20 protein-coding genes, 1 tRNA gene and 1 pseudogene are annotated in these 24,702 nt (G+C 64.1%); 8 read left to right on the top strand and 14 right to left on the bottom strand.

Annotation, left to right across the window (positions count from 1 at the left end):
* Positions 1-140: 140 nt before the first annotated feature.
* A complete protein-coding gene (locus tag GEU01_RS06995) occupies positions 141-911 on the bottom strand; it encodes a CatB-related O-acetyltransferase (RefSeq protein ID WP_019085508.1) in 771 nt (256 codons plus the stop codon).
* 158 nt (positions 912-1,069) lie between these two features.
* Here GEU01_RS06995 and GEU01_RS26710 point away from each other — a divergent pair, with 158 nt between their 5' ends.
* A complete protein-coding gene (locus GEU01_RS26710; protein WP_019085507.1) occupies positions 1,070-1,213 on the top strand; it encodes a hypothetical protein in 144 nt (47 codons plus the stop codon).
* A gap of 190 nt (positions 1,214-1,403) precedes the next feature.
* Here GEU01_RS26710 and GEU01_RS06985 read toward each other — a convergent pair.
* A tRNA-Val gene (locus GEU01_RS06985) sits at positions 1,404-1,478 on the bottom strand.
* A gap of 146 nt (positions 1,479-1,624) precedes the next feature.
* Between GEU01_RS06985 and GEU01_RS27510 the strand changes: the two are divergent.
* Positions 1,625-2,519 (top strand): annotated as a pseudogene (locus GEU01_RS27510) (N-formylglutamate amidohydrolase).
* 38 nt (positions 2,520-2,557) lie between these two features.
* On the opposite strand, the gene GEU01_RS06970 reads toward GEU01_RS27510, so the two are convergent.
* The 5 genes from GEU01_RS06970 to GEU01_RS06950 all read right to left on the bottom strand — a co-directional run bounded on the left by GEU01_RS06970 (position 2,558) and on the right by GEU01_RS06950 (position 8,163).
* Positions 2,558-2,920: a YidB family protein gene (locus tag GEU01_RS06970; RefSeq protein WP_019085504.1), complete on the bottom strand. Its 363-nt coding sequence runs from the start codon at positions 2,918-2,920 to the stop codon at positions 2,558-2,560.
* Positions 2,921-3,136: 216 nt separating this feature from the next.
* On the bottom strand, positions 3,137-3,823 hold the full coding sequence (locus GEU01_RS06965) for an NUDIX domain-containing protein (RefSeq protein ID WP_019085503.1): 687 nt from the start codon (positions 3,821-3,823) through the stop codon (positions 3,137-3,139).
* Positions 3,824-3,868: 45 nt separating this feature from the next.
* A complete protein-coding gene (locus GEU01_RS06960; protein WP_019085502.1) occupies positions 3,869-6,820 on the bottom strand; it encodes a glycosyltransferase in 2,952 nt (983 codons plus the stop codon).
* Between the two features lie 50 nt (positions 6,821-6,870).
* A complete protein-coding gene (locus GEU01_RS06955) occupies positions 6,871-7,377 on the bottom strand; it encodes an aminoacyl-tRNA deacylase (RefSeq protein ID WP_010509390.1) in 507 nt (168 codons plus the stop codon).
* Positions 7,378-7,470: 93 nt separating this feature from the next.
* On the bottom strand, positions 7,471-8,163 hold the full coding sequence (locus GEU01_RS06950; protein WP_026018559.1) for a YoaK family protein: 693 nt from the start codon (positions 8,161-8,163) through the stop codon (positions 7,471-7,473).
* Between the two features lie 913 nt (positions 8,164-9,076).
* On the opposite strand from GEU01_RS06950, the gene GEU01_RS06945 reads away from it, so the two are divergent.
* Both GEU01_RS06945 and GEU01_RS06935 read left to right on the top strand, forming a co-directional pair.
* Positions 9,077-10,426, top strand: a complete 1,350-nt coding sequence (locus GEU01_RS06945; RefSeq protein WP_019085500.1) for an amidohydrolase family protein — start codon at positions 9,077-9,079, stop codon at positions 10,424-10,426.
* A gap of 196 nt (positions 10,427-10,622) precedes the next feature.
* A complete protein-coding gene (locus GEU01_RS06935; protein WP_019085498.1) occupies positions 10,623-11,771 on the top strand; it encodes a BMP family ABC transporter substrate-binding protein in 1,149 nt (382 codons plus the stop codon).
* A gap of 135 nt (positions 11,772-11,906) precedes the next feature.
* Here GEU01_RS06935 and GEU01_RS06930 read toward each other — a convergent pair whose 3' ends face one another.
* Positions 11,907-13,274 (bottom strand): amidohydrolase family protein, encoded by a 1,368-nt coding sequence (locus tag GEU01_RS06930; RefSeq protein WP_019085497.1) that lies wholly within the window; start codon positions 13,272-13,274, stop codon positions 11,907-11,909.
* Here GEU01_RS06930 and GEU01_RS25655 point away from each other — a divergent pair.
* On the top strand, positions 13,273-13,599 hold the full coding sequence (locus GEU01_RS25655) for a hypothetical protein (protein ID WP_157212823.1): 327 nt from the start codon (positions 13,273-13,275) through the stop codon (positions 13,597-13,599). The genes GEU01_RS06930 and GEU01_RS25655 overlap by 2 nt on opposite strands.
* Here the strand turns inward: GEU01_RS25655 and GEU01_RS06925 are convergent.
* Genes GEU01_RS06925 through GEU01_RS06910 form a run of 4 tightly spaced genes read right to left on the bottom strand, consistent with a single transcriptional unit; the run spans position 13,574 to position 18,058 of the window.
* Positions 13,574-14,149, bottom strand: coding sequence for a cupin domain-containing protein (locus tag GEU01_RS06925; RefSeq protein ID WP_019085496.1), 576 nt, complete (start codon positions 14,147-14,149; stop codon positions 13,574-13,576). The genes GEU01_RS25655 and GEU01_RS06925 overlap by 26 nt on opposite strands.
* A 53-nt stretch (positions 14,150-14,202) precedes the next feature.
* Positions 14,203-15,336: a PQQ-dependent sugar dehydrogenase gene (locus GEU01_RS06920; protein WP_019085495.1), complete on the bottom strand. Its 1,134-nt coding sequence runs from the start codon at positions 15,334-15,336 to the stop codon at positions 14,203-14,205.
* Between the two features lie 29 nt (positions 15,337-15,365).
* Complete coding sequence (locus GEU01_RS06915; RefSeq protein WP_232272436.1) at positions 15,366-17,861, bottom strand: HWE histidine kinase domain-containing protein; 2,496 nt, start codon at positions 17,859-17,861, stop codon at positions 15,366-15,368.
* Positions 17,858-18,058: a hypothetical protein gene (locus GEU01_RS06910; RefSeq protein WP_019085493.1), complete on the bottom strand. Its 201-nt coding sequence runs from the start codon at positions 18,056-18,058 to the stop codon at positions 17,858-17,860. Before GEU01_RS06910 ends, GEU01_RS06915 begins: the two co-directional genes overlap by 4 nt.
* Positions 18,059-18,347: 289 nt before the next feature.
* On the opposite strand from GEU01_RS06910, the gene GEU01_RS06905 reads away from it, so the two are divergent.
* Positions 18,348-20,903, top strand: coding sequence for an EAL domain-containing protein (locus tag GEU01_RS06905; RefSeq protein ID WP_019085492.1), 2,556 nt, complete (start codon positions 18,348-18,350; stop codon positions 20,901-20,903).
* 15 nt (positions 20,904-20,918) lie between these two features.
* On the opposite strand, the gene GEU01_RS24205 is transcribed toward GEU01_RS06905, so the two are convergent.
* Together GEU01_RS24205 and GEU01_RS06900 are read right to left on the bottom strand one after the other, a co-directional pair.
* Positions 20,919-21,218, bottom strand: coding sequence for a hypothetical protein (locus GEU01_RS24205; protein WP_232272435.1), 300 nt, complete (start codon positions 21,216-21,218; stop codon positions 20,919-20,921).
* 33 nt (positions 21,219-21,251) lie between these two features.
* Complete coding sequence (locus GEU01_RS06900; protein ID WP_019085491.1) at positions 21,252-22,508, bottom strand: serine hydrolase domain-containing protein; 1,257 nt, start codon at positions 22,506-22,508, stop codon at positions 21,252-21,254.
* 234 nt (positions 22,509-22,742) lie between these two features.
* Between GEU01_RS06900 and nagA the strand changes: the two genes are divergently transcribed.
* Together nagA and GEU01_RS27735 are read left to right on the top strand one after the other, a co-directional pair.
* Positions 22,743-23,849, top strand: a complete 1,107-nt coding sequence (gene nagA / locus GEU01_RS06890) for an N-acetylglucosamine-6-phosphate deacetylase (protein WP_019085489.1) — start codon at positions 22,743-22,745, stop codon at positions 23,847-23,849.
* Positions 23,850-24,182: 333 nt separating this feature from the next.
* Positions 24,183-24,702: AAA family ATPase (locus tag GEU01_RS27735; RefSeq protein WP_232272439.1), on the top strand; the 520-nt coding region annotated here is incomplete at its 3' end.

Here is a 24,702-nt window from a genome sequence, read left to right as displayed (position 1 = left end):
AACCCGCCGCCGCATGCAAACCGGGGGCGGGAACAGCATGACGCATCGTGGCCTGTGACGGTCAGCCTCACGACGCCCGTCCTGGCTGCGGCATCCGGTCATGTGCTTTCATATGCCATATCAAGCGGCCAAGGGCTTGCCTACGCCAATTTCCTCAGGGCTGGTCCAAGCACTTTTTCAAGTAATTTCCTTGGGGTCGTGTCCGAAACAGACTTCAGGTCGGAAAATCTTATTTTAGGGGGATGAAATTTTTCTATTCCCTCCACCTGGCTTTCAAACATCTGTGTAAATTCCACCGGGTCCTGCCAGTTCAGCATGTTCAGGTCCCAGTAAGCGTAATCCCACCATTTGATCTGAAGCATTTTCTCGATGATTTTTTCATCAAATCGCATCTTTATGATCCGGGCAGGATTGCCCCCGACGATTGCATAGGGGGGCACGTCCTTTGTCACGACAGACCCTGCGGCGACAACCGCGCCGTCATGGATGGTTACGCCGCCTTTTACCAGGACCCTGGCGCCTATCCAGCAGTCATTTCCTATGACTATCTTTCCATATTCAGGTGAAAACGGCACTGTATTCCAGTCTTTATCCTGCTCTTTCGCAAGGTCACGATAAAAACCGTCAGTGATTACGGGACTTGACGTGACAAAGTCTAGCGGATGTCCCCTGCTGAAATCTGAAAAATTATTTGCAATGGATGAATATCTTCCAACCGAGACATTCGCGTAAATTTTGGAAAATGAATATGAAAACGCGCCACACTGGAACAGTGTGTTGTGCTTGAACCCGGCATATCCTTCTATCTCGGCATCTTCATTCAGGCACCGTATATATAATTTAGCGCCATCTACTTTTATATGTCTTTCCTTCAATGCATTTATCAGCTTTTTGTTCAGTATAATTTTCATGACAGGCAATCTTTATCAGTTTTCAGATTTTATCTTGTATAATGAGACCTTACGGTCAACATCAATCATGATTGCGGCCCGTTCCGCACGGGGGCACGCGTCATCACCCGGATGCTACGACGGTCCGGGTCAACCAGAACACCGCCGCGTTAAATCGCATGGTCCCGGTTACGCGCGCCTGGACGGCCGCGCTGATCGTGTTGTCCTATCTACTGGCTCTTTCCGGCGTGCCGGAAACCGGCACGGGCTTCCATCTGCTGCGACCCGGGGGCATCTGGAAATTCGGTGTTGCGGCATTGTGACCTGTACCAACCGAATGGGTGCGGGTGCAGTATACGGAATGGCACAACGATAATCGCCATATGGCGATTATGGAAAAGTGGCGCGGACTGATCCGTGCCGGTGGGGCACGACATGAACCGATCCGATCCGTCTGGATTGAAATCGTTCTGGCGAAGTCACTGATTTTTATGGAGTTTCTGACCGGAGCGGTGGTGGGCGCAACAGGGATTGAACCTGTGACCCCTACCATGTCAAGGTAGTGCTCTACCGCTGAGCTATGCGCCCTAACCGCTCCGGTGAGGTGGCTTTTACTTGCCCTTTCAGGGGGATGCAACCCCTGTTTTAAAAAAAATCGCATTGACCGCAAAGCGGCCTCCTGTCCCTATGGCAGGCATGTGCTGTACTGCCTTCCCGCCCGTAGCCATCCGGGGCTGTCCGTGGCCGTTACCTGCGGAAAAAACGCCGTGACGGAACCAGCTCCGCCGCCGTTTCATATCCATTGCCCCGACGGGGTGGGGACATCCGTCATCGTGGCGTCACCGCATTCGGGCCGGAACTATCCGCCGGAATTCCTGCGCATGTCGCGGCTGGATGCGCGTGCCCTGCGGCGTAGCGAGGACTGCTACGTGGACCAGTTGTTCGCATCCGCGCCGGGGCAGGGGGCGACGCTGCTGCATGCGACCTTTCCCCGTGCCTATTGCGATGCCAACCGCGAGGCATGGGAACTCGATCCCACCATGTTCCGTGAAAAGCTGCCGGACTGGTGCAATACCACCAGCCGCAAGGTAAGGGCGGGCTTTGGCACGATCGCGCGCCTTGTCTCCCATGATGGGCCGATCTATCCCCGCCCGCTGCCCTTCAGCGAGGCCGAGGCACGCATCCGCACCTGCTGGCAGCCCTATCATGACGCGCTGGCCACCCTTGTGGCCGATAGCGTGGCGCGGCATGGCTGCTGCATCCTGCTGGATGCCCATTCCATGCCCGTGCTGAAGGGGCGGGGCGCGCAGCCGGATTTTGTTCTGGGGAATGCGTGGGGCACGGCGTGTTCGCCGCAACTGACGGCGCTGGTGGAACGCACGTTGCTGGCGCATGGGTATAGTGTCGCGCGCAACGTCCCGTTTGCCGGCGGTTACGNNNNCCCGCCATTATGGCCGGCCGCGCCGGGGCGTGCAGGCGCTGCAGCTGGAAATCAGCCGGGCGCTGTACATGGATCAGGATACGCTGTTACCGCATGCGGGCTTTACGGCATTGCAGGCCGTGCTGGGGGATCTGGTGGCCCGCCTGGTGCAGTATGGCGGCATGCCGGGGCAGCAGGCGGCGGAATGAAAAAGGCCGGGCATGATACCCGGCCCTCCTGTCGCACGTCAGGCGGTCTTGGTGGGCACCGCGCCCTGCGGCGTCTGGGTATTGACGGCTTCGGGCAGCAGGTGGGCCAGAACCGGCAGGATGGTGGCGGCTGGCAGACCGGTCTTGTCCACCATGGCCTGCACCTGCTGGCTGCTGAGCAGGCTGCGCAGTTCATCGGTGGAAATGGGCAGGTTGTGGCCATCACCGATCCACGAACGCACCTTGTCCCCCAGTCCGGCCTGTTCCGCCTGCGTCACCAGTGAACCGATGGTTGCGGGTGTCAACAGTTGCGACAGGTAGGAATGCACCTGCTGCGACAGGCCCGACGCGCCCGCCAGGTCGCTCAGCTTGCCCATGACGTCATTGAAGATACCGCTCATTCTGCTTTCTTTCCCGTCTCTCGTATATGTGGGATCCCGACTATACTACACGACATACAGTTATAGGAAATTTATATAAACACAGGCCAAAAAAAAGCGGTGCATATGCACCGCTGAGTTTAGGGAGGAAACGTCCAAGAAGCAGTTGCACAAGGCAGTCTGCTTCCGACCCTTATGATTGCCCTCACGGGGTTGTGTCAACAAAAAAAGCGGCGCTTACCGACGGGCCTGGTACATGTGCCATGAAAGCAACGTTTTCGCGTCCGTCATGCCGATATGCGGCACCGCCGACAGGTCGATGACCCGCAGGTGGATATATTCATGTTCCCGCGCAACGCCGGTCTGGCGATCGCACAGGGCCTGGGCCAGTGTCTCATTTATGTTCAGTTCGGCGTAATACAGGCCAATCGCCTCGTCACAGCCGCCGGGGGACAGCCAGACATCGGTCAGCTTCACCAGATCCTGCGCGCGCACCTGCAGGTCGGCGCCCACTTCCTCCGACAGTTCACGCACGGCGGTGCTGACAAACGCGCCACCATCCAGCATGCCGGCGGGCAGCGCCAGCAGGTCGGGGCGCGCCACGGGTACCCGTGCCTCGCACGTCAGCACGGTGCGGTCGGGATAGCCAGGGCATTTCAGCACCAGCAGCACCGATACGGAATCCCCGCGCAGCAGGGCCAGGCCGGGCACGCGGTTGCCTTCATGCAGGGCGTCGGCCTCGACCAGTATGAACCCCATGCGCCGTGCGTCAAAGGCAATGGCGTCGCGCACCAGCACATGGCGCAGGGTAAAGCGCGTGCGCATTCCGTCATGCCACCGCCGGAAATGCGGCGCGGCCAGCACGCGCGCCTGCAGGGCCGCGTCAATGCCGGGGGCGAAGGATATATTGTCCGTCTGGTCCATGGTTTCCGGTTCCTGTCGGTTGGGCGCCGGAAACAGGCCCGGCCACTAGCCTCGCGTGAATACGGCGTCCATGATGGTGGCTACCGCGTTGCGGTAATCCTGCGGGGCGTGTTCGGTCGTGATGCGTGTCAGCGCATTGTCGCGCACCGTGTCCCATAATACCTGGTCATGATAGAGGCGCACGACCTGGCGCGCAAAATCCGCGGGATCGGTGATGCTGGCGCACAGCATGTCCTGCCCGTCGCGCCACCCTGCCTGCCGGCATAACAGGTGCGACCCCACGACCGGCAGGCCATTGGCGGCGGCTTCATGCAGCTTGTAGGCAATGCCCGCGCCGTAACGCGTGGGGGCCACGAATACGCGGTGGTGGTCGTAAACCGGGGCGGTATCGGCCACGCGGCCCAGCATGCGCACGTTGGGATGGTGGCGCAGCGGGCCAAGATCCACGCGCGGGCTGGCATGGCCACACACGCTGAAACGGATGTCAGGCCCCAATTGCGCCACCAGCAGCGGCAGGACCTGCCCGCTGAACCATGCCAGTGAATCAAGGTTGGGGGAGGCCATGTCATGCACCGCGCCAAGGAACAGGATATCCCGCCGCGCCGCCCATCCCGGCCCGGTGGCACGCGGCGCCTGCACATGGCCCAGCACCGACACGTTATCAAATCCGGCGCCGCGCAGCAGGTCGGCCTCCGCCGTGTTGACCGCCACCACGCGCTGCGCCACGAACAGCGGACGCAGTTCATCCGCCAGTCGCGCGTCCAGCGGGCGCGAGGGCGTGATCGCGTGCAGGCGGTCGTATTCCATGTCCCGGCAGGCGGCCAGTGCCTCGGTATCGACCACGATGCGCCCGGCCGGAATGTATGACGCCGCGTCGTTCAGGATACTGGCCACGCGGGCGGCGTTGTGGGTGCGGGCGATCCATATCGCATCGAAACACCCGCTGCGCGCGCGCAGGAAGGCGGGCAGGTCGGGCAGTTCACGGTCGTGAATGACTTCCACATTCTCGGGGAAGGCGGCGGCCCGCGTCGCGGCGTCCTCGATCGGGCGGAATATGGGATAGATCGTGACGTGGTAGCCGAGGCCGGCCAGCGTGGTCACGATGTCATGCGACCGGGTGAAGCCCGAACCCAGGTGACGCAGCGGCAGCCTGTCCTCGATGAACAGGATATGCCGTCCGTCATCCGCATGGCGTGCGCGGGCCTCGTTCGGGGCATGCCGCAGCAGCCTGCGCCGTAGGCCGGATGCGTGGCGGCGGATGAACAGGTCGCTGTTGCGCGCGATCAGGCGCGACGCGCTGGTCCCGTCCGACGTGCCGCATTCGTAATGGACCAGGCAGACGGCCGGGTCATACAGGATCCGGTACCCCAGCGCGCGGATGCGCACGCACAGGTCGGTTTCCTCGAAATAGGCGGGGGCGTAGCTTTCATCAAAACCGTCCAGCACCTGCGCCACCTCGGTCCGGACCATCAGGAACACGCCCGAACAGAAATCCACCGCGCGCACGAAGCCCGCTTCCGGCACGCAGGGGTGGGCGTCGCGCATGTAGCCCTGCACCGACCCGTCGCGCCAGATCATGCTGCCCGCTTCCTGCAGCATGCCATGCGTGCGGATGATGCGGCCGCCAACCGCGCCCGTCGTCTCGTCCGCCATAAGCCGCGACAGGGCGTTTGCAATCGCGCCGTACTGCAGGTCCACGTCGTTGTTGAGGTACAGCGTTGCCGGCGCCCGCACCCGGCGCAGGGCGGCGTTGCACCCGCGCACGAAGCCGATATTGCCCGCGAAGCGCAGCACCTCGATCCCGCGCACATGGTCCTCGATACCGGCAACACCGTCACGCGACCCGGAATCCACCACCACCACCTGCATCGGCCCATGGTAATTCGCCCGCAGCGAGGCGAGCGTGGACATGGTCAGTTCAAACTGGTCATGCGCCACGATGATGACACTCAGGGCAGGGGGGGCGTCGGTGGTGAAATCAATCCGCCCATCCAGCAGCAGCGGCAGGCGGGCGGCGCACATGTGGCGGAACAGGGCGCGGGCCTGATCTTCCGTGACCTGTGGCGGGGGTGGCGGTTTCAGGTCGGGGCGGGCCGCCAGGTAATGGCCCAGCCCGTCACGCGCGCGGCGTCCGGCGATATCGGCCTGCACGCCGGGGTCGCGCATGTAGTGCGCAAGGTCCAGCGTGGAACACGGCTTGCGCTGTTCATGCACCCCGTCGCTGAGGAAGTGGGCATAGCCGTTGCGCAGCGCCCCGGCCTCGATCGCGGCCTGCACGTCGGGGTTGACCATGGCGTAGAAGGATTCGGAAAAGAACGGTCCCGGGTCGAACGCCTGCGGCGTGGGATTGCACAGGTAATGGTGTAGGGCGCTGCGCCACAGGCCCTGCGTGATTTCGGCATGGGCTTCGGGATAGGCCTGCACATACCATTCCGCATCGAAATACAGCGACACGCTGCGGCACGGCAGGGCGTCCATGCCGCGACGCAGATAGGCGGCAAAGGGTCGACGCGTGCCGTCCTGGTCGCATTCCGCCAGCAGGGCAATGCAGGTTTCGGGGTCGAAAAAGCATGACCCGCCGCGCATTTCCCCATCACCCACCCGCAGGTAATGGTCATAGGCGTTGCGGTAACCGCCCGCATCCAGCGTCGCGGGCGTTATGTCGGGACAGGCCGCCAGATAGGCGCGTTCATCAAACAGCCAGTGCGGGTTATGGGTGCGCGCGCCCGCGTTCAGGTAGTGGTCGAACCCGCTGCGCCATGTCCCCGCCGTGATCTGTGCCGCCACGTCGGGATAGGTGGCGCGGTACCATTCCTCATCAAAAAAGGGATTGGGCGCATGCCCCAGCGCCGCGCCATGCGTGTCATGGAATTCCCGCGTCTGTTCCACGGGAATGTCCATGAGGTCCAGCATCGCCGCGTAACGGGCGCGGTACCATGCGGGATCGAACGTGGCCCAGTCATCAGCCATTTCCGCATTGTTTGAGGAAACAGCCATCGTGCATCCTGTCCCTGTTCTGTTCAGGGACGGGTTATGGACGCCAAAGGTTAATTTTTGATTGGTTCCGCCGGGGCGGGGGCTGCTGAAATATCGGCCACCCGTGCCGCCACCACCTTCTGCGCATCAGCGGGGGCAATGCGTACCACCAGCCCCCGGTCGCCCGCGTTGACATAGACATGCGGGCACGCCATGGCATCCGCCGACAGGATGACGGGCAACTGGTGTTCCTGACCGAACGGGCTGGTCCCGCCGGAGCGGAACCCGGTCAGTTCCGCCGATTTTTCCGGGCTCATCATCCGTGCGTTGCGGCCGCCGAACAGGGCCGCGACCTTCTTGAAATTCACCTTGTGATCGGCAGGCACCACCAGGCACGCCGGCGTCTTGCGGTCCACTTCCACCACCAGCGTCTTGAGCACGCAGCCCGGGTCCGCCCCGATGGACTGCGCCGCCTGCATCCCGATCAGCCCGCCGCCGGGCGCGTATTCATAATCATGCACCGAAAAGGGCACGCCGCTGGCGGTCAGGAATTCGGTGGCCTTTGTCTGTTTTGTCACGTGATGCTCCCGGCTTGTCGCGGGCCTGCCCGCATTTCCCGCGCCAAGGATAAAATAGCACCGGGTGCCATTGCAAGCACCCGCGCCGGCGGGTCAGCGCCGCATCGCCCGCCACAGCCCCGGCAGCGCAAGGGCCACCAGCCCCAACCCCATGAACACCAGCACCCGTACGCCGCAGCCACGGTATCCCGCCGCCCCCATGATCCCGCCCAGCACGAAACAGGCGATGATCGCCCCATGCAGCCGCAGCCGTTCGCGCACCCGCGCCGCGCCGGGGTCGAGCAGCCATTGCCCCAGTTCCATGCCAAGGTCGGTCAGCATGCCGGTCATGTGGGTGGTGCGTACGCGCGCGCCGGAAATATGGGTGACGGTGGCGTTCTGCAACCCCATCAGGAAACCCAGCCCATAGCCCAGGCCGCCTGCCTCCATCCATGCGGGCAGCACCCGCGACAGGATGCCAAGGGCGATCAGCAGCGCACCCTCCAGCGCGATGCTCGCGGCATGGACCGCGGGCAGGTCGTGCCTGCGGCCCATGCCCACCAGCACGGCCGCAATACACCCGCCCGTGACGAACGCCGCCAGCACGCCCGCGCATGACAGCACGGACACCATGCCCCCGTCGCCCACGCCCACGGCCAGCGCCGACAGGTTGCCGGTCATGTTGGCGGTGTAATACCCGACGGCCAGAAACCCCGCCACGTTGACCGCGCCCGCCACCGCCGCCAGCGTGCAGCCCAGGCGCAGGTCGGTGCCGATACTGCGCGTTGCCCCTTCGTGAACCAGCATGCCCCTTGTTTCCATTGATGGCGGGAGGGTTCCCGCCCTGCATGATGGTATCCGCCACGGGGCAGGGGGAATGCAACCCATGCACACGACACAATGCCTCCCCCGATCACATAATGGGGAGGGCAGGGCGGATGCATGAGAAATTACAACCTGTGGTTACGCGCCTGACATATCTCATAGATATTTATTATAGATTTCTTGAAGCATGGCGCCCCGTCCCCGGCCATCCGGCGGAAAGGGGCCGCCTGCGGGACAATCCTGTTTCCGGCGATCAGGAATGTGTCAGGATCAAGGCATTGCGCAACTTCGCAACACTATGAAACATTAAGTACCCGATGACGGCGCGATTTACATTTTTTAATATAATGATTACAGAAAATCACAAATGACCAATACCCCATACCGGTTTGACCTGACAGGATGCGTTCCAGTATTCGCTCCCGCGGGCATTCTTACCTACGGGATTAGGAAATAATACCTACAAACGGCGTGATAACTGCGGGTATTCTTGTGATGTAATCATGTTTTAACCGGAAGTTAAGTTTATCAACCTATCAGGATAAATCTACGTTTCCGACCACTTGTCACCCGGCGGAGGGAAAGTCCTTACTCCTTTTGGTGTACATAAATGATACTTTTAGTTAATTGTTTGTAATCAATACAGCCGCCACGGCAACTCCACCGCATCCGGATGCATTGTTTTTTCACAATCCGAGGTTGTTTCTGCTGATATTTCCCCGCATACCCGTATCTATACATATGGACAGCCGCGCGTGATGGTGGCATGTTCCCGAAAAACAGTTAAACAACTTAATTAAATAGTGATTGGTTCAGTATTTACGTGTCCAGCTTCCCGGCATGTCGGATTTCCCCCATCCCGCATGCATCGGGGCTGGAACAGTATGGTTAAGTAATGATCGATATTCTGATTTGTGATGCCCACCTGTATATTGACCGCGAATGGGAAATTCCCGGCGGCTGGATCGCCATTGAAAAAGATCGCGTCCATTCCGTCGGTGGCCCCGGACAGCCCCCCCCGCCGGCCGCGCGCGTCATAAGCGCGCATGGCCGGCTGGTCACGCCCGGACTGGTCAATGCGCACCACCATATGTACCAGAACCTGACGCGTTCCTACGCCCCCGCCACGCGGATGCGCCTGTTCCCGTGGCTGCAGACCCTGTACCCGCTATGGACCGGGCTGGACGCGGATAGCGTATTCACCTCAAGCTATGTCGCCATGGTGGAACTGCTGCTGGGGGGGTGCACCACCTCCATGGACCATATGTACGTCCACCCCCGGCCCCGGCTGATCGATGAACAGTTCCGTGCGGCGCGCGAAATCGGTTTCCGCTTCTATGCAACCCGTGGCAGCATGACGCGCGCGCAGGAAGATGGCGGCCTGCCCCCCGCCGCCGTGGTGCAGGACGAGGACACGATCATGGCCGACTGCGAACGGCTGGCCAGCGCGTACCATGACCCCGGCCCGGGCGCCATGGGGCGGGTGGCGCTGGGTCCGGTTTCGCTGTTTTCTGCGTCCGAAGGGATCATGCGTAAATCCCTCGCCATGGCCGAACGCCTCGACCTGCGCCTGCATACCCATCTGGCCGAAGACATGGAGGAGGACGATTACTGCCTGAGCCTGTACGGCTGCACCCCCACCGAACAGTTCGAGCGCATGGGCTGGTCGTGTCCGCGCACGTGGATCGCGCATTACATCTACCCCTCATCATCGGAAATCGACCGCATCGCAGGCGCCGGGGTCAGCGTGGTGCAGTGCCCCAGTTCCAACATGATGATCGGCGGTGGCAGCGCCGATGCGCTGGACATGCGCGAACGGGGCATCCGCGTGGGCCTGGGCTGCAACGGCTCGGCCACAACGGACCATGCCTCCATGTGGATGGAAACGCGCAACGCCATGCTGCTGGGCCGCATAAGCCACGGCCCGCGGGCCATGGGCGCGCGTGAGGCACTGGACATGGCAACCCGTGGCGGGGCTGCCTGCCTGGGCTGGGAAGACGAGATCGGGCACCTGCGCCCCGGCGCGTGCGCCGATCTTGTGATCTGGCATGCCAGCGACGTGTCGCTGGCGGGCGCCCTGACCGACCCGCTGGAGGCATGGCTGCGCTGCGGCCCCACCGTGGCGGGAACCACCATCGTGGCGGGGAAGGTGCTGGTGGAAAACTGCGAACCCACCATGGCGGCCCTGGGCGATATCCTGCGTGAACATGCGCGCCAGGCACGGCGGATACAGCGACTGGACTAGATCACCCGATGGCTGGCTGACGCGACGGGGGCAGGGCGGGCGCGGTCGTTTTCTTTCGCATGGTGGCGGTCGTCCGCGCAGTCCCCCCTTGTGCCTGGCGCACGCATGGTTACCATGCATCCCGGGCATGCGGTCAGCCGGATGCCCCGGACGGGACGGTCGCGCATCGTCCGCCCATTGCCATAGGACAACATGCATGACCCTGCCGCGCCGGCAGCTTCTGGCCACTGCGGGGGCCGCGTTTTCCACCGGGTTCCTGCCCCGCAGCGGGTGGGCGGCTGCCCCCACGGCCACCGAACGGCTTCTGGCGGGTCTTGCCGCGCCCTATGCCAACGTGCCGCCCATGCCCCCCGTGGCGGAGCAGGACGCCCTGCTGGCGCTGGGCTATGTCGGCCCCACCAGCGATGGCGGCTGGACCGAAATGCACCATGTGGCATTGCAGGCCGTGCGCCGGACCTTTCCGAAGCTGCGCACGGTCTATGTGGAGAGCGTGCCGTATTCAGCCGACGCCACGCGCCTGCTGCGTGAATTCGTGGCCGAGGGCGCGCAACTGGTCATGACCGGCGCGGATTACGGGGACTTCCTGACCGATGTGGCCGCGCGTGCGCCCGAAACCGCCTTCATGCAGTGTGACGGACGCCCCCTGCGGGGCAATGTCAGCTGGTATTACATCGCGCACTGGTATGTCAGCTACGTGATCGGGGTGGCGGCGGGCCTGCTGAGCCGGGATGGAAAGCTGGGCTTCATCGCGTCCTTTCCGCTGCCTTCGGCCTATGCCGGGGCCAATGCAACGCTGATGGGCGCGCGCAGCGTCAACCCCGACGCCACCATGCAGGTCATCAGCATCAATGCATGGTTCGACCCGCAGGCTGCCATTCAGGCCGCCAACGCGCTTGCGGACAAGGGATGTGACTTCCTGTTCGGCATCATGGATGAAGCGGGCTACCTGCACGTGGCGCAGGAACGCGGATTGTGGGCGGCGATGTGGAACAAGGACATACGCCGGTTCGGGCCGGATGCGTACGTGGCGTCGGTCGTGCTGGATTTCACGCAGTTCTACATTGCGCAGGTGCGCGCGCGTCTGGCGGGTACGTGGCGGCCGATCCCGCAACTGCTGATGATGGGGCAGGGCGTGGACCGCGACCCATGGGGCCAGCGCGTGCCACAGGCGGTACGCGACCAGGCCGACGCCGTGCGCGCGCGGATCATGGGGGGCTGGTCGCCGTTCAACGGTCCCATCCATGACCAGCATGGCCAGTTGCGCGTGGCCGCGGGGGCGACGATGAACGACCTTGAACTGTATGACTGGAACTGGGCGGTGGACGGGGTAAGCGGCCTGCCCTGATCTCCCCCGTGCCGGTCAGGCGTTCCGGGCCATCCAGGCCGGCTGGAAAACCATATGCCGACAGGCAGCGTGCCCCTGTTACCGTGTCGCCGTGTCATTGTGTCACCCTGTCGGCATATGGCCGATTTTACGCTTTCATGACCCATGCACCTTCCGCCCGGCCACCCACACGGTGTGGATGTTGGGCCTGCCGATGTTGCACAGGATCTGCTGCACCACGTCCTCCGCCACGTTGTCCGGTTCGCCATGGGTGGGGGGCAGGATGTTGCTGCCGCGGGCGGCGCGGTCGATCAGGATGGCGTCAAATGCCTGACCGGCCGCGAACTGACCGGCGTCAATGCCCAGTGCCGCAGTCCCGCCACGGGTGGCCAGCCACAGGGCATTGGTAAAGGTCAGGCGTGAACCGGCCGCGCCACGCGTTGCTGCGGGCCGGTCGGGATCGGTGCCGCTGTCCAGCATGCGGGCGGCCGTCACCGCCATGGCGGCATTGACCGCGACGGAAGGGGAATACCCGCCCGAAATATCCGTGCCCAGCCCCACATGCACGCCTGCCTGCCACGCCCTGCGCAACGGCAGCACCGCACCGGCGAAATAGGCGTTGGAAATGGGGCAGTGCGCAATGGCCGCGCCGCGTGCGTGGACCAGCGCCATGTCATCGGCTGTCATGAAGCATGAATGGGCCAGCACCGTGCCGCGTCGCAGCAGGCCGAAACGGTCCAGCGCCACGGTATCGTTCACGCCGGTCCGCTGGTGGACATAATCATGTTCCCAGTCACTTTCGGAACAGTGGGTCTGGATCAGGCAGTCCTCCGCCGCTGCAAGTGCGCCCAGTCCCCGCAGCAGGCCGTCCGTGCAGGCCGGGATGAAGCGTGGCGTGACCATGGGGCGCACAAGGCCCCCTTCGTTACCCGGCAGGGCACGCACGGCATGGATGAAGCGGCGGGTGGCGGCCAGCGCCTGTTCCACGCTGGCATTGCGATAGGCGGGGGGACACAGCTCCGGGTCATCCATCGCCACCAGCCCGACATGGGCGCGCAGGCCGTGGCGCAGGCAGGTGCGCGCCAGCAGCAGGCTGCTTTCTTCATGAATGGTGGCAAAAAACACGGCAGTAGTGGTGCCGTTGGCCAGCAGAGTGCGGACCATTTCATCATAGACCGGGGCGGCAAAGGCGGGATCGGCAAAACGGGCTTCCAGCGGGAAGGTCCGCTGTTCCAGCCATTCCCGCAACGGCAGGTCCAGCGCCCGGCCCATCTGTGGCCATTGCGGGGCGTGGACATGCAGGTCGGCAAATCCCGGCATGAGCAGTTGCGCGGGCGAAAGCGCATGCACGGCCATGCCATGGCGGGCGGCGTGGTCCAGTACCCGGGCCGCCATGGGGGTGCCGGCGTCATGCCGGGCTACGATCCTGCCATCCGCGCCTACATGCACCACGCTGTCCGTCATGGTGGCCCGGTCGATGGCGACCGGATTGACGACATGACCGCGGATAACGAATTCATCCATGCTGCAACAGGATCCCCATATTACGAAAACGAATTATTATTTCCGTAAAGCACCCGCCTGCACAGCCCAAAAATCACCCCTGCAGTACGTGCGGGCGGTGAAAGGGGCAGGTGTGCGGGCAAACTCCACGACCATGGGGAAACATGTTGAAAATACAGGAGGAATACGGATCTCCCGATTTTTTCCACAGGGTTATCTTTCTCCCTATCCCCGGAATCTGTGGATAAAGCGGGGCGGCGTCTCCCGAAGCTTTTTGAAAACAGCTTCACCAAAAACTTCTGCCATTTTTTTCAGGCCGTTCAGTGATACCGGCAGGGCTGGTTGATGATCGGTTCATTGGCGGACTGAATGACCATCAGCGTCACCGGCCCGTTGCCGACATTGCCCGCGTCATGCCCCTTTTTGCCCCGGTACGGGCCGTTTTCCATGGGGCGCACGCCCTGGTCCTCGCCAAACAGGATGTCACCCGGCCCCATCTCCACCCGCGTGCCGTCCATGGCCCGGACATACCACCGGCCCTGCAACGGCACGATCCACTGGGGCTTTGGGTCGGGGTGCCATGTGCCATCCCAGTGCGCGGGCTGCACCGTTACCATAACGGTCGCGACCTGCGGCGCCATCGGGTCCTGCCATTGCGGGCCTGCCGGCGGGGACATGCTTTTCAGGAAAAAATCATGCAGCGGGCAGGTGGTGATGTGGCTGACGCCCTTGTCATCGGTCCATAAATGCCGGTACGACCGCTGTGGCGGGGCGGGCTGCGTGGTGTCTGGCAGCACGGCGGGATGGGGCGATGCCGGCGGCACGGCGGCCATGGCGGGCGCAAGGCCCAGCAGGATGACAAGGGTTGCGGAAAATGCGGCGGCGCGCGGGAACATGGCGGGGGCCTCCGTAACAGTTAAGGAAAAACGGGGGGCGCGCCCCGTTACGGTCAGTGCGCGGGGGCGGCTTCCCCATAGGTCAGGCGGTAGATGGCGCCCGACATGTCATCGCTGATCAGCATGCTGCCATCGGGCAGGGGCAGGACATCGGCCGGACGGCCCCATGCCCGCTGCCCCTGCCGGAAGCCGCTGACCAGCACGGTGGGGGGCTGGGGGTGGTTTTCCGCGTCAAAGCTGACGCTGACCACCTGGTATCCCGATAGCTGGCTGCGGTTCCATGACCCGTGTTCGGCAATCATCAGGCTGCCGTGGTAGGCGGCGGGAAATTCCATGCCTTCATAAAACCGCAGGCCCAGGGCCGCGACATGGGCGCCCAGCAGCAGGGCGGGCGGGGTGAATTCGCTGCACGGATGCTGGCTGCCGAACTGCGGGTCGGGCACGTTGCCCTGATGGCAGTAGGGGTAGCCGAAGGACTGCCCCGGCACGTCCACCCGGTTCAGTTCATCGGACGGCACGTCATCGCCCATGTTGTCGCGCCCGTTATCGGTAAACCACATGACCCCCGTACCCGGCTGCCACGTGAAGCCGACCGAGTTGCGGATGCCATACGCCACGTCACGGCGGTCCGCGCCACTGGCGTTCATGGAAATGATGCGCCCGAATTCGTGCCCCACGTCACATATGTTGCACGGTGCGCCAATGGGGACATACAGGCGGTTGTCCGGCCCGAAGGCAATGAACTTCCATGAATGGTCGCCGGGGCGGTAGGGCAGGTTGTCGGCCACGACCTCCGGCTTTGGCGGGTCATCCAGGTGGTCCTCGATATCACGCAGCACGACAATGCGCCGCATGTCGGACACATACAGGTCGCCATCGTGGTAGGCCACGCCCACCGGCAGGTCCAGCCCGTGGGCGATGGTCTGCACCCGCACCGTCCCGCCGCCATCCACCCCGCTCAGGGCATAGACATTCCCCGCCGCCATGCTGCCGACGAATATGGTGCCCCGCGCGCCACGGACCATTTCACGCGCGCTGGGCACGTGGTCGGACACGACGCTGACATGGAACCCCGGCGGCACCTGCAACAGGTCCGTGCGCGGGGCGGCCAGCGCGGCGGCGGCCGGGACCACCAGGGCCGCGACAAGGGCGGCGCCGCCCATGAAGGCTGCGGGAATACGGGACATCTGGCGGCTCCTTGGCGCGGGGGGCGTGATCACGAAACAAGCTGGCGGATGCGTTCGGCCAGGGCCGTGGCGGAATACGGCTTGCGCTCCACCGGGACATCCCGCAGGTCGGGGGGGATCATGGTGCGGTCGGCATAGCCGGTGGCGAAAATGAACGGCACGCCACGCGCGCGCAGCATGTGCGCGACCTCGATCGAGTTTTCATCGCCAAGGTTGACATCCAGTATCGCGACATCCGGCACGCGGGTGCGGATGGCGGTCAGCGCCTCATATACCGACGCCACGGTGCGGACCTGCCCCAGATTGCTTTCCTCGATCGCCCATTCGGCTTCCATCGCAATCAGGAACTGGTCCTCGACCAGCAGGATATCGGCGTCGGTCACTTTCTTCTCCTTTCCCGGCGTGGGGGATGCGGCGGCCGTCACATCCTGCGCCACAGGTGGCGGGGCGGGGTTCACGTGGCGGGCGGGCAGGTCCATGACCACCTCCAGCCCGCCGGGGCGGTAGTTGATGTGCGCGCGGCCCCCCAGTTCATGCGGGAAGCCGCGTTCGATCAGGACGGAACCGAACCCCCGGCGCACGGGCGGCGCGATGCCCGGCCCCCCGCTTTCGCGCCATGCAATGCGCCATTCATCCGCCGCCGCGTCATGCGACCACGAAATGTCCAGCCGCCCATGTGCATGGGCCAGCGCGCCATATTTGACGGCGTTGGTGGCCAGTTCATGCACCACCAGCGCCAGAACCGACAGCGCGCGGCCGGTCAGCCAGACGGGTGGCCCGTCGCATGTGATGAAGCAACGCTCGCGGTAGGTGGCAAGTTCCGCGTCCAGCAGCGCGCGCAGCAGGCCGCCGCCCTCGCTGCGCACGGCCTGGTCATGCGCCAGCGCCAGCGCGCGGATGCGCCCGCGCAGCCGTTCGGCATGGCCTTCGACCGTACCGTCGGGTTCCAGCGGCTGGCTGACCAGTGACTGCACCACCGACAGGATGTTCTTCACGCGGTGGTTCAGTTCCTCGTTCAGCATGCGCTGGCGCAGGTCGGCGGTGGCGCGTTCAGTCAGCTGCAGCTGGTGGTACGCGCCCATCACCTCGATCAGGGCGGAGCGGACAAGGGTCGCCGCCTCCATGTCATCACCCGACCACGGCAGGCATTCCCCCGTGACCTGCTGGGTCCAGATGGCAAAGCTGGTGCGGGGGCCGAAATACCCGTCCTCGGCCTGCTGGCTGGGGCGGTCGGTGGGGTCGGCGCCCCATTTCAGGGTACGCACCACCTCGCGCCGGAACACCAGCAGGTAGTCGCCCGGCTGCGAGGAAATCGGCACGACCATCACGCCTGCCGCCTGCGCGGCATAGGCCGCCGCGTCGGGCACCTGCGCCGACAGGCAGGTGGTATGCCAGATCTGCGTGCCCGCGCACAGGCGGGCCAGTCCCAGCAGCCTGTCCATGGCTGCGGGCGGGGGATGCGCGCCATGCAGGGTCCATTGCCCGCCCACCCACAGCGCCGCCCCGTCGCACTGCACGAAGGACAGCAGGTCCGTCAGGTGCGCCATGAGGTAGGACGGCATGTCCGCCACCGGGGCCGCGCCCTTCAGCAGCGTCTCGATCAGGGTGTGGGTCTGCCGCGTCATGGCCAGCCGCTTGGTGCGCAGCAGGTTGGTGATCTGCAGCGACAGGAATTCACCAAACATGCGCGCCACGATCCGCTGGCTCATGTTCATCACGTGCGGGCTGCAGTGATGCCCCGCGATCATGCCCCACAGCCGCCCGTCAACCATGAGCGAGACGGACACGCACCCCGCGACCCCCATCGTGCGCAGGTAGTCCGCGTGGCTGGCGGTGGCCGCGCGCAGGTGGGCATGCGACAGGTCGGGCGGCGCCATGCCGGCGGGCGAGATGAGGGGGATGGGAACCGCCCCCACGTCACCGATCACGCGGATCAGGTTGGTGCTGTACAGCCTGCGGGCGGGATCGGGGATGTCGCTGGCGGGAAAATGCTGGCCCAGGAAGCTTTCCAGGTTGGGGACGTGGTATTCGGCCGCGACCTCGCCCGACCCGTCTTCGGCAAAGCGGTAGAGCATCACGCGGTCGAAATGCAGCACGCCCGCGAACAGCCGGACGACGGTGCGGAACAGGCGGTCGAAATCCGTGATTTCACGGATCCGGTCGATCATGGTGCGCAGCAGCGACAGGTGCGCCCCGTCCCCGTCCGGGTCGGCGGCGGGTTCCCATTCCAGCAGGATGTCCGGCCCGGCGGTATGGATGGCGATGTCATAGCGCCTGCCGTCCCGCGCGTCCTGCCCGAAGACAAGGGCGGGCCGGCGGTGGGCTTCCCCATGGGTGGCAAGGGCGTTGCGGATGTTGTGGGTCGCCTGCCGCCCCACCACGTCGCGCAGCAGCAGCCCCGCCGCCAGCCCGTCGCGCCCAAGGCAGCGCGGCGCGTTGGCGGACCAGCGCACGATGCGTTCCAGCCGCGCGTCACACGCCAGCAGCCAGCCATGGGGCTGGATATGGTCGGTGGCCCATTTCATGCCACGCGCCCCCATGCCCGGAACCGGGCGGCGGCATGCGGCTTCCCGGTGGCTGTCATCATCGCATGATAGGTCCGTGTCAGTACCATGCCCGCTCCTGCCATGGCCGGGGCGGGTGCGGGCTGCACCTGGCCGGCCGGGGTTGCGCCGACCCGCACGGCCCCGGCGGGGACGCGTGATGGAAGGCGACGCAGCATACCCCCATGGGGCACGGCGCAACAGCTTACTTTTACATACCTCACTTTTATGTAAGGCCGCGCCACCGCCCCCGGCGCGCCCGTGACCGGCGCGGCATTCAGGGGTGAATACATGAATGTGTAATACAATATTTTATATATACTTCCATATACTTTTTCTTAACCCCTGCATGTGCATGAAACATCATGCTGGCTGTCGCTTATTGCAGTGGCCCGGACGGCTTCGGCCCGACGCCACACTGCAGCTTCATCCCCGTTCGTTTCCAGTCAGCAGGAGACCAGCAGCCCGATGCCCCGCGACATGATAGATGACATGCAGGTAACCGTCCTTCCTGCACTGGAACAGACCATCCTTGGTGTTGTCCTGATTGATGAAAACAACACCATAACCTTCTTCAACCGTGCGGCGGAAGGGTTGTGGCACTGCGCGCGCCAGGACGTGATCGGGCGTAACGTCAACGTGCTGGTGCCGCGCAACATCCGTTCCACGCATGACGACCTGATCCGCCACAACCGCGAAACCGGCATCAACAAGATCGTTGGCACCAGCCGCGAGGTCCTGGTGGAACGGCTGGATGGCACCAGTTTCTGGGCCAGCCTGTCGCTGTCGCGCATCGCGGTGGATGGCAAGATCGGCTACATGGCGCTGATCCGCGATATTTCGCAGGAAGTGGACGACCGTGAAAAGATCCGCCTGCTGTCGCTGGTGGTGCGCGAAACCGACCGTGGCGTGGCCATCCTGGACCCGGAATTCCGCATCATCTACGTCAACCGCGCCTTTAGCGACATGTTCGGCTTCGGCCCCGAACGGGTGACGGGGCACGGACTGTCGGTCATCCTGGCGGGGGATACGACGGATATCGGCATCCTGAACAAGCTGCACGAAGGCGCGCGCAACGCCCGTGGCTTCACGCTGGAAATCCGCGCCCGCCACGCCAGCGGCCGCGACATATGGGTATCGGCGGCGATGAACCCCGTGTTCAGCGAAAGTGGCGAGATCGAGAACATTGTCGTCGTCCTGACCGACATTACCGAACAGCATTTCCTTGACAGCCTGCAGCGCGACACGCTGGAGGCGATATCCAGCGACCTGAGCCTGCATGAAGTCATGGACTTCATCTGCCGCCGCATCGAACACTACATTCCCGACGTCATGCCCGCCATCTACCTGGTGGAAAAGGACGAACATCTGAAATGCAAGGGCCGCGCCAGCCTGCCCCTGTCGCTGGTCAAGCTGTATGACACGCTGCCGATCGGGGACGGGGCCGCGTGTTCGGGCATTGCGGCCGCCACCGGCAACGTGACCGAATGCGACGACATCGCCCACGACCCGCGCTGGCAGCACCTGCGTGAACAGACGCTGCATAACGGCATCAAGGCCGCGCGCGCGACGCCCATCATCCTGCGCAACAACCGGGTGGCGGGGGTGTTCACGTGTTATTCACGCACCGACGCGCTGCCCGACACGGCATGCCAGAAGGCGGTGGCCACCAGCCTGCACCTGTGCACGCTGGCCATTGAACGGCACGAGGCGAAGGAACACATCAACCGCCTGTCGGATTTCGACCTGCTGACCAGCCTGCCCAACCGCCGCTGGCTGCGCCAGAACATGGCCCGCATCCTGCGCCGCCACGTGCGCGGCAACCTGATGCTGCTGACCGTGGGGGTGGATAACTTCAAGCATATCAATGATGTATTTGGCCACACGGCGGGCGATGAACTGATCGCCCACATCGCCAGCCAGTTGCGTGACGTGCTGACCATTGACGACACGCTGGTGCGCAGCGGGGGGGACCAGTTCACCATCGTCACCAATGGCGAACAGCAGCATGCCTCCGCGCTGAGCGCCACGATCCTGCGCGTGCTGGGCAAGCCCACCCATATCGGCGCCGTTCCGGTCAGCCTGTCCGCAAGCCTGGGCGTGGCCGTCCACCCCGAAAATGGCGAGGACGGGGACACCCTGCTGAAAAATGCCGAGACCGCCATGTTCCAGGCCAAGGCGAATGGCGGCGGGCACTGCTGCTTCTTCAGCCCGCGCATGAACCAGCAGGCCAGTGACCGGCTGATCCTGGCCGCCGCGTTGCGCGACGCCATCGCCCACGACCGGCTGCGCCTGTTCTACCAGCCGCAGGTCCATGCCCGCAGTGGCCAGCTATATGGGGTGGAGGCGCTGTCCCGCTGGATCGATCCGTCACTGGGCTTCGTCTCCCCCGCGCGGTTCATTACCGTGGCGGAGGAAACCGGGCAGATCGAGGCCATTGGCAAGTGGTCCCTGCGCGCCGCCTGCATGCAGATGGCGCAGTGGATGCGCGACGGGGTGGACGTGCCGGTGGTGTCGGTCAACCTGTCACCGCTGCATTTCCGTGACGAAACGCTGCCGGAATTCGTGGACAGGCTGCTGAAAGAAACCGGCATTCCGCCCGAACGCCTGACGATCGAGATTACCGAAAGCACCATGATCGACAATTACGAACGCACCATCCGCGTGGCGCAGAAGCTGCGGGAAATGGGGGTCGGCATGTCGATGGATGATTTCGGCACCGGCTTTTCCAGCCTGTCCAACCTCGCTGGCCTGCCCGTGAACGAGGTGAAGATCGACCGCAGCTTCATGACCGGGCTGGAAAGCATTGAAAAGGTCCTCGCCGTGGTCATGGCCGTGGTCCGCATTGGCCAGAGCCTGGGCATGACCGTGGTTGCCGAAGGGGTCGAGCATGAGGAACAGCGTCGCCTGCTGGCGGACATGGATTGCGACGTGCTGCAGGGCTACATGTTCTCCAAGCCGTTGCCGGCGGAAGAACTGGCGGCATGGTTTTCCGCATACCAGCCCGCCGGCATGACCGTGTAGCCACCATGGGGCCGGTCATGACGGCATGGCCCGGATGACACACCGTGCGGGAAACCGCCATGGTTTCCACGCCACGATCCATCGGCCTTCGTCTTTCCGGTTGGGGCAAGACACCCGGTCACGTCCCGCGCGCCATGCCGGTTTACGCATGTGTTTGCGGGAAAATCCCCTTTCTGCTCGCCGGCACACGGCGTGATGGGCCGTGGTGCTACGCGCGGCCGCGGGCAGGGCGCCCGTCCCATTGCCCGGATGGACCACGAAGCGGTGCGGCCCGCCACCCGCCATCAGAGTCCGGCCATCCGGGCGGGGAGGCATGTAGCCGTCCTCCGTCCAGGCGCCCGGCATGGGTCAGGACGGCGTGCAGGGATGACCACCCACCTGTGCCATGATCTGGTCAATGACATGGTAATCCACCGTAAGGGCGGCGGCGTCATCATCGGATTTCGGGGTGGCGGACAGCACAACCGCCGTCATGTCATTGCGCGGGTCGATCAGCATGAACTGCGCGCCCAGGCCGATTGCCGCCATGCGGTGGCAGCTTTCGCCACTGGCATACCAGAAGCTGCGATACCCGCCATGTTCAAAGCCGGGAAAGCCCTGCGTGATTTCCGGCCCCTGCCGGTCACGCGCCCAGACAGTACGGTCCGCGCGGTGATACAGGGCGTCAATCGCCGCGTCGGGCACGACCTGACGGCCATCGACCCGCCCGTCATGCAACATCATCTGTGCAAACAGGGCCATGTCGCGCAGGGTGGCGTTCATCCCGGCAGAGGCATAGGCTTCGTGCGATCGGTCCAGCACGTAATACGCATCATCACGCGCGCCCATCGGCATCCATATCTTTTCCGTCAGCAGGGTGGACAGCGGCCTGCCCGTCGCACGTTCCAGCACCCACGCCACCACATTCGCCCCCTGATCCAGATACAGGAAATGTTCCCCCGGCGGCCCATGCGGGTGGTGCAGGGTGGCCAGCCATGCATGCAGGTCACGCGGGCTGTCGGGGTGGGGCGGCAGCCAGCCACCCGCGCGGTCGCTGTCTTCATAATCCAGCGCGCCATTGGCTTCGGATTCAAAGATCCGGTCCGATATCTGCATGTCCAGCGCCTGACGCAGGGTGGCGCCATCGTAATTCGTCCCGCGCATTTCCGGCAGCCATGACGTCAACTGTCGTTCGGGATCAATCGTGCCCGCGGCAATCAGGATTTCAGCCAGCGTGCCAACCATGGATTTCGACATGGACATGATCAGGTGCGGTACACGTTCCTGGTCGGCGCGGGCGTACCATTCCACCACCGGCCTGCCATGCTGCATCACCATGAACGCATCGACATGGTTGCGCGACAGGACCTGCGCCAGGGGTTTCGCCCGGCCGCCTGCGTGATCCGTAACCCGCCATTGCGTGGCCGGGCGGGCAGGGGCGTCGGGCAGGGGTTGTGGCATCGGGGCATGGGTAATGCCGGCGCTGGGAAATACCTCGCGCATGTGCCGCCACGACCATGTGTTGTATGGCCCCCAGTACCAGTGCGCCAGATCAACCTGTCCTGCGATGGATGTATCATGATCCGTCGCGGCCCGTGCCGCCACCGGCGACAGGGCAAAGGTCAAGCCAGTGCATAGAAGGCGCAGGGAAAACCGTAATCCGTGCCTGTCACATCGTCCGCGCATACCGTTATCTTTTCCCGCAATGATGCGCAGACGGTCCTGAATTTCCGTTTTGTTGTCAATACGTATCATTTTACGGAATGCCCGCGACATATCGGGCAGGTTATGGCATCCGCCGCGCCAACGCGGTAACACGCACAGACAGCCTCAACCAGAGCGAACAGGGAAAGCAGCACCGTGAATATTGATGGCCATATCGTCCTGCCAGACCGGGTCATGCCGGGTCGTGTCGTGTTCGATACCTCAATTACAGATGTGCGGCCCCTGTCGCACAACGTGCCCGACCGTTACATCCTGCCCGGTTTCATTGACGCCCACGTCCATGGCGGCGACGGGGCGGACACCATGGATGGCATAATGGCGATCCGGCACATGGCGATGTTCCATATGGCGCAGGGCACCACCACGCTGCTGCCGACCACCATGACCGCCCCGTGGTCGGACATAACCGATACGCTGCGTGCGGTGGTCGATGTCATGCGCAACGGGACGCAGGGCGGCCCCAGCATTCCCGGCGCGCATCTGGAGGGGCCCTTCATCAACCCCCACCGGCGCGGCGCGCAGCCCGCGCATACCCAGTTGCCCACGCCCGCACGGGTCAGCGCGGTCATAAAGACCGGGGCGGTCAGGCTGGTGACGCTGGCGCCGGAAATGGAACATGCCGATACCGCCATCCAGCAGTTCATACAGGCGGGCATACGGGTCAATATCGGCCATACGCAGGCGGATCATGAACAGGCCGAACGCGCCATATGCCGTATATGTGGCGGCGGTGGCGTGGCCGGTGGCACGCACATGTTCAACGCCATGCCGCCGATCATGGCGCGCGCGCCGGGCCCGGCCACGGCGCTGATGTGCAGCGGCGACGCCTATGCCGAGATGATTTTCGACACCCATCACGTCCATCCCGCCCTGTTCCGCCTTGCGCACCGGGTCATGGGGCAGCGGCTGGTTTTTGTTACCGACGCCATGCGCGCCACCGGCATGGGCGATGGCCCCAGTTCGCTGGGGGGACAGGATGTAATGGTGCAAGATGGCGTGGCCCGCCTGCATGACGGGACGCTGGCGGGCAGCGTGCTGACACTGGACCAGGCGCTGCGCAACGCCATTCAGGCCGGCGCGTCCCTGCCGCAGGCGGCGGCGCTGGTCAGCACGCATGCCGCCAACTGGCTGGGACTGCATGACCGTGGCGCCATCATGCACGGACGCCGGGCGGACATGGTGGTGATGGGACCGGACCTGACGGTGCGGGAAGTCTGGGTCGCGGGCCGCCGCAGCGCCTGAAACCTTTATTTTTATCAGTCTATTGTCGCCTGTCGGTTCATGTGCGCCAGTGCCACCAGATCACCATTTTCCGCATGGCGGGGCAGGGATGGCCTGATGTCTTGACTGATGCAGCGGCACAGGATGCCGGGCCCGGCCTGCGCTGAAATGGTCGGGGGTTCCCCATGTGACAGCAGCAATGCGCTTACGTAGGGGAACCAGCCACGACGCGCATTTCCACTGGCCCGATGGGGTGGGGCGGCCTAATACTCGTCCCCATCGCATCAACGGATCAAGGATCACCCCCGGCCCGATGGCCCCGCATGCCGCTTACCCTTTTCGCAGGTCCGTCCCATGTCGCGTCTGGAACTGACAACGTGCCAGGAACGCGCGCTGGCGGAAATCCTGACCGCGCGCACGACCTGTGCCACGCACCTGCTGACCGGCTATGCCGGCACGGGCAAGACCACGCTCATGCAGCGCGTGGCCCGTGCGCTGCGCAAACAGGGGGCGGAGGTGGTCTTTACCGCCGCGACCCACAAGGCCACCGCCGTGCTGAAGGCGCGCGTGGGCAGCCTTGCGCCCTGCCGCACCATCCATAACGTCCTGTCGCTGCAGCCCGGCACGCAGGATGGCGGGCGCGAGGTGCTGCAGCGCGCCGACCGGCCCGAACCGATTACGGCGGATGTCATCATCATCGACGAATGTTCCATGGTGGGATCGGAACTCATGCGCTGGGTGCGTGAACTGGTGCCCGACCGTTTCGTGCTGTTCGTGGGCGACCCGGCACAGCTGCCGCCGGTGGGGGAGGCGATCAGCCCGTCATTCGCCATCCGGTCGGCCTCGCACCTTGAAACGGTGGTGCGGCAGGCGG

Origin of the sequence: Komagataeibacter europaeus LMG 18890 (assembly GCF_000285295.1) — a bacterium.
GTDB classification, from domain to species: domain Bacteria; phylum Pseudomonadota; class Alphaproteobacteria; order Acetobacterales; family Acetobacteraceae; genus Komagataeibacter; species Komagataeibacter europaeus.
Note: the sequence above shows the minus strand (reverse complement) of the source record. Positions and strands in the feature narration are given on the sequence as shown.

Bases quoted from the DNA above. Each gene is read 5' to 3' on its own strand.
- GEU01_RS06995 (WP_019085508.1), bottom strand. From the start codon at position 911: ATGAAAATTATACTGAACAAAAAGCTGATAAATGCATTGAAGGAAAGA.
- GEU01_RS26710 (WP_019085507.1), top strand. From the start codon at position 1,070: ATGGTCCCGGTTACGCGCGCCTGGACGGCCGCGCTGATCGTGTTGTCC.
- GEU01_RS06970 (WP_019085504.1), bottom strand. From the start codon at position 2,920: ATGAGCGGTATCTTCAATGACGTCATGGGCAAGCTGAGCGACCTGGCG.
- GEU01_RS06965 (WP_019085503.1), bottom strand. From the start codon at position 3,823: ATGGACCAGACGGACAATATATCCTTCGCCCCCGGCATTGACGCGGCC.
- GEU01_RS06960 (WP_019085502.1), bottom strand. From the start codon at position 6,820: ATGGCTGTTTCCTCAAACAATGCGGAAATGGCTGATGACTGGGCCACG.
- GEU01_RS06950 (WP_026018559.1), bottom strand. From the start codon at position 8,163: ATGCTGGTTCACGAAGGGGCAACGCGCAGTATCGGCACCGACCTGCGC.
- GEU01_RS06945 (WP_019085500.1), top strand. From the start codon at position 9,077: ATGATCGATATTCTGATTTGTGATGCCCACCTGTATATTGACCGCGAA.
- GEU01_RS06935 (WP_019085498.1), top strand. From the start codon at position 10,623: ATGACCCTGCCGCGCCGGCAGCTTCTGGCCACTGCGGGGGCCGCGTTT.
- GEU01_RS25655 (WP_157212823.1), top strand. From the start codon at position 13,273: ATGCTGCAACAGGATCCCCATATTACGAAAACGAATTATTATTTCCGT.
- GEU01_RS06930 (WP_019085497.1), bottom strand. From the start codon at position 13,274: ATGGATGAATTCGTTATCCGCGGTCATGTCGTCAATCCGGTCGCCATC.
- GEU01_RS06925 (WP_019085496.1), bottom strand. From the start codon at position 14,149: ATGTTCCCGCGCGCCGCCGCATTTTCCGCAACCCTTGTCATCCTGCTG.
- GEU01_RS06920 (WP_019085495.1), bottom strand. From the start codon at position 15,336: ATGTCCCGTATTCCCGCAGCCTTCATGGGCGGCGCCGCCCTTGTCGCG.
- GEU01_RS06915 (WP_232272436.1), bottom strand. From the start codon at position 17,861: ATGAAATGGGCCACCGACCATATCCAGCCCCATGGCTGGCTGCTGGCG.
- GEU01_RS06910 (WP_019085493.1), bottom strand. From the start codon at position 18,058: ATGCTGCGTCGCCTTCCATCACGCGTCCCCGCCGGGGCCGTGCGGGTC.
- GEU01_RS06905 (WP_019085492.1), top strand. From the start codon at position 18,348: ATGCCCCGCGACATGATAGATGACATGCAGGTAACCGTCCTTCCTGCA.
- GEU01_RS24205 (WP_232272435.1), bottom strand. From the start codon at position 21,218: ATGCCTCCCCGCCCGGATGGCCGGACTCTGATGGCGGGTGGCGGGCCG.